This window comes from Neobacillus sp. Soil_C_43, from assembly GCF_057656715.1.
Map to the genome: position 1 here is coordinate 1 of NZ_JBDGJV010000066.1, position 239 is coordinate 239.

A 239-nucleotide genomic window follows, 5' to 3' on the forward strand; every position below is an offset into this window, starting at 1 on the left:
AATCGAACCGGTACGGTAGTCACCTACCGCAGGATTTTAAGTCCTGTGCGTCTGCCAGTTCCGCCACCCCGGCAATATGAGAGCGGAAGACGGGATTCGAACCCGCGACCCCCACCTTGGCAAGGTGGTGTTCTACCACTGAACTACTTCCGCGTATGAAAATAAATGGTGCGGGTGAAGGGAGTCGAACCCCCACGCCTTGCGGCGCCAGATCCTAAGTCTGGTGCGTCTGCCAATTC

The 239-nt window shown here is 56.9% G+C and carries 1 tRNA gene; it reads right to left on the reverse strand.

Features of this window, described 5'->3' with window-relative positions:
* Positions 1-81: 81 nt before the first annotated feature.
* Positions 82-153, reverse strand: a tRNA-Gly gene (locus AC3A54_RS25645).
* Positions 154-239: the final 86 nt, after the last annotated feature.